Here is a 2,900-nt window from a genome sequence, read left to right on the forward strand (position 1 = left end):
ATAAAGTAGCGATAATTTGCGGATCGACTAGAGAATTCATTTTGGCGACAATCCGTCCAGAAAATCCATTTTGAACATTTTCGATTTCGCGGTGAATTAATGCCAAAAAGCGATCGCGCATATTCACAGGGGCAACCAGCACCTCTCGATAAGATTTTTGCAGGGAATATCCGGTTAAGAAATTAAATAAATCTGTGATGTCAGCACCCAATTCTTCACGGCAACTAAACAATCCCAAATCTGTATACAGTCGTGCTGTTTTAGGGTTATAGTTACCTGTGCCAATATGCACGTAGCGACGTATCCGGTCTTTTTCCCGCCGTACCACCATGACGGTTTTACTATGGGTTTTTAGCCCGACTAAACCATAGACAACATGAACTCCAACTCTTTCTAGTCGTTTTGCCCAGTAAATATTATTCTCCTCATCAAATCGCGCCTTTAATTCCACCAGCACAGATACTTGCTTGCCATTTTCGGCAGCGGCAATTAAGGCGTTGACGATGGGCGAGTCACCAGAAGTCCGGTAAAGGGTCATCTTGATGGCTAACACATTCGGATCGTAGGCAGCATGGGTAATAAAGCGCACCACTGTAGCCGAAAAGGATTGATAGGGATGGTGTACTAGTAAATCCTTTTCCCGAATTACAGCAAAAAAGTCTTTTCCTTCGTCCGTCTCCAGCGCATCTGGGTCTAAACTCGGTTCTCTCAGTCTTTGCAGGCGTAACGGTACAACAGATTGGCGTGGTGGATCTTTGAGTTCCGGCAATGGCAAGGACATAAAGTACATTAAATCCCGCAGTCCCAAAAGACCATCTACCTCGTAAACATCACTTTCTGTTAATTCCAAATCTTGCAATAATCGCGATCGCACTATTTCCGGAGTTTGGGATTGAATTTCTAGCCGGACTGGACTTCCACCCAGCCGCCGTTTTCGCAATTCCTGTTCGATCGCTAACAACAAATCATCTGCTTCATCTTCTTCTAAGACCAAATCGGCATCACGGGTAATGCGGAACGGATGATATTCTTGAATGTTCATCCCTGGAAATAGTGATTCCAAGTTATGAGCGATCGCCTGTTCTAAGGGTACTCCAGTCCAGTGGGCAGGTTTTTCGCTGTTTTGATCTCCCAACTCAGGCGGTATCGGTAAAAATCGTGGGAGAACACTAGGGACTTTGATTCTGGCAAAGAATTCTTCTTCGGTGTCTGGGTTCTTGACCACAACAGCTAGATTTAAACTGAGATTAGAAATAAACGGAAAGGGATGACTAGGATCGACAGCCAGAGGAGTCAAAACTGGAAAAACTTGTTCCTCAAAATAGCTATTGAGATGAGTCCGCTGCTTTTGATTCAAATCTATGTAATTCAGAATATGAATGCCATGATTTACTAGTAGAGGACGAAGTACTTCCTCAAAATGTTGGTGCTGTTTGTTGACATGGGGAGTGAGGGTAGACCTAATATCGTCTAGCTGTTGTTGTGGTGTGCGACCATCGGGAGTTAACAGGCTAACTTTTGCCTCTACTTGTTGCTTTAAGCCAGCAACGCGCACCATAAAAAACTCATCTAAATTAGAGTTAAATATTCCCAAAAACTTAAGACGTTCCAGAAGTGGGGTGCGATCGTCACAGGCTTCATGTAATACCCTGGCATTAAATTCTAACCAGCTTAACTCTCGGTTAAGATAATATTGTGGATCGCTGAGATTGATGGGGGTAGCGCTTTTCTTAGATTTTGCCATAATGACCTAACGGCAGGCAGATGTAGCCCATTGAACTGGAGGACAATAAATATAGTAGGTTAAATGGTGCTTGCGGGTAACGCTAAGGCAATTTTTTGCTGTGCTTACAATCTACCTCGCTACTGGGAAAGGACAGACATCATAACTTTCAAAAATCTATTTGTATTCAAATAACTTTAGTCAAAGATTCAAAAATCAACTTGTGTAGGCACGAAAGCCAACATTACTAAGAAATTTTTGGGTGCTTTGTGCGTAGGCATAGCCCGTCGTAGACATCGCCTTGGGTATCTTCCAGATAATCACCCTAAGCACCCTATAACTAGATTTTATAGCCGTTTTCAATTTTGTGGAATATGGTATTGGCATATAGTTATGTGCCCTTTCAAAATATTGCATTTATACAATAAGTGCGATCGGTCTGGGGATTCAAATTGTTGTCCACAGCATATTAACCATAAAGATGCACTTAAGATTTAGCAAAGATATCACATAGCCATATCTGACAAGTTTTAACGATTATTAAGCAGTGTTTACAGAGGATTGGAGTGGTGAGAATAGTCTAAAGTCTTACCTCCAGCACTTTCTGAATTTTGTTTTTCCAAATCTAAAATCTGGTACTCATTGCCACCACTTTAATACAGACACTGAGTAGGCACTAGCCTTGCTACAATTCTATTTTTGTGAGCTTTTTGAAGCTTTTATTCAGATCCGCACCAACAATACCATCTATTAGTTTTTTTAATTTATGACCTATGGAATTTTGATAAATTCCAGTATTATTGCTGAGATGTTTCTGGCAGCCAATGGTTATATTGAGAACGTAAAGAGAAACAACACGGGGAGTTTGTTAATCATGAAAATTTCTGCAATTCTCAAAGGCAGCGTTTGTGTATTAGGTTTGGTTGGTGTTGGTAATTTCTTTGCAGCACCTGCAAATGCAGGAGACGCTGCTGCTCGTGGTGCGGTTACAATTGTTAGACCATCAGGTTCTTCTGTCAGCGTCAGTGCTGAGTTAACTGCGCCTACTTCTGCATATTTCACCGGTCCAATGTTACTTGTTACACCTGCATATAGCGGTACAGCAGGTGGAAATGACGAACTTGTAACTAGTTTAACAATAGATCCAGGTGCAGTTGTAAACCTGGTATCACCACCT

Annotated in this window: 2 protein-coding genes; one reads left to right on the forward strand and one right to left on the reverse strand. The window is 41.8% G+C overall.

Going from position 1 to position 2,900, the window contains the following annotated elements:
• Window positions 1–1,744 (reverse strand): polyphosphate kinase 1 (ppk1, locus tag IQ229_RS22025; RefSeq protein WP_194047392.1); only part of this gene is annotated, 1,744 nt, incomplete at its 3' end.
• Window positions 1,745–2,597: 853 nt separating this feature from the next.
• Between ppk1 and IQ229_RS22030 the strand changes: the two genes are divergently transcribed.
• A partial coding sequence (locus IQ229_RS22030) for a hypothetical protein (RefSeq protein WP_194047394.1) occupies window positions 2,598–2,900 on the forward strand: 303 nt, incomplete at its 3' end.

Origin of the sequence: Nostoc cf. edaphicum LEGE 07299, assembly GCF_015207245.1 — a bacterium.
Classification (GTDB): Bacteria; Cyanobacteriota; Cyanobacteriia; order Cyanobacteriales; family Nostocaceae; genus Nostoc; species Nostoc edaphicum_B.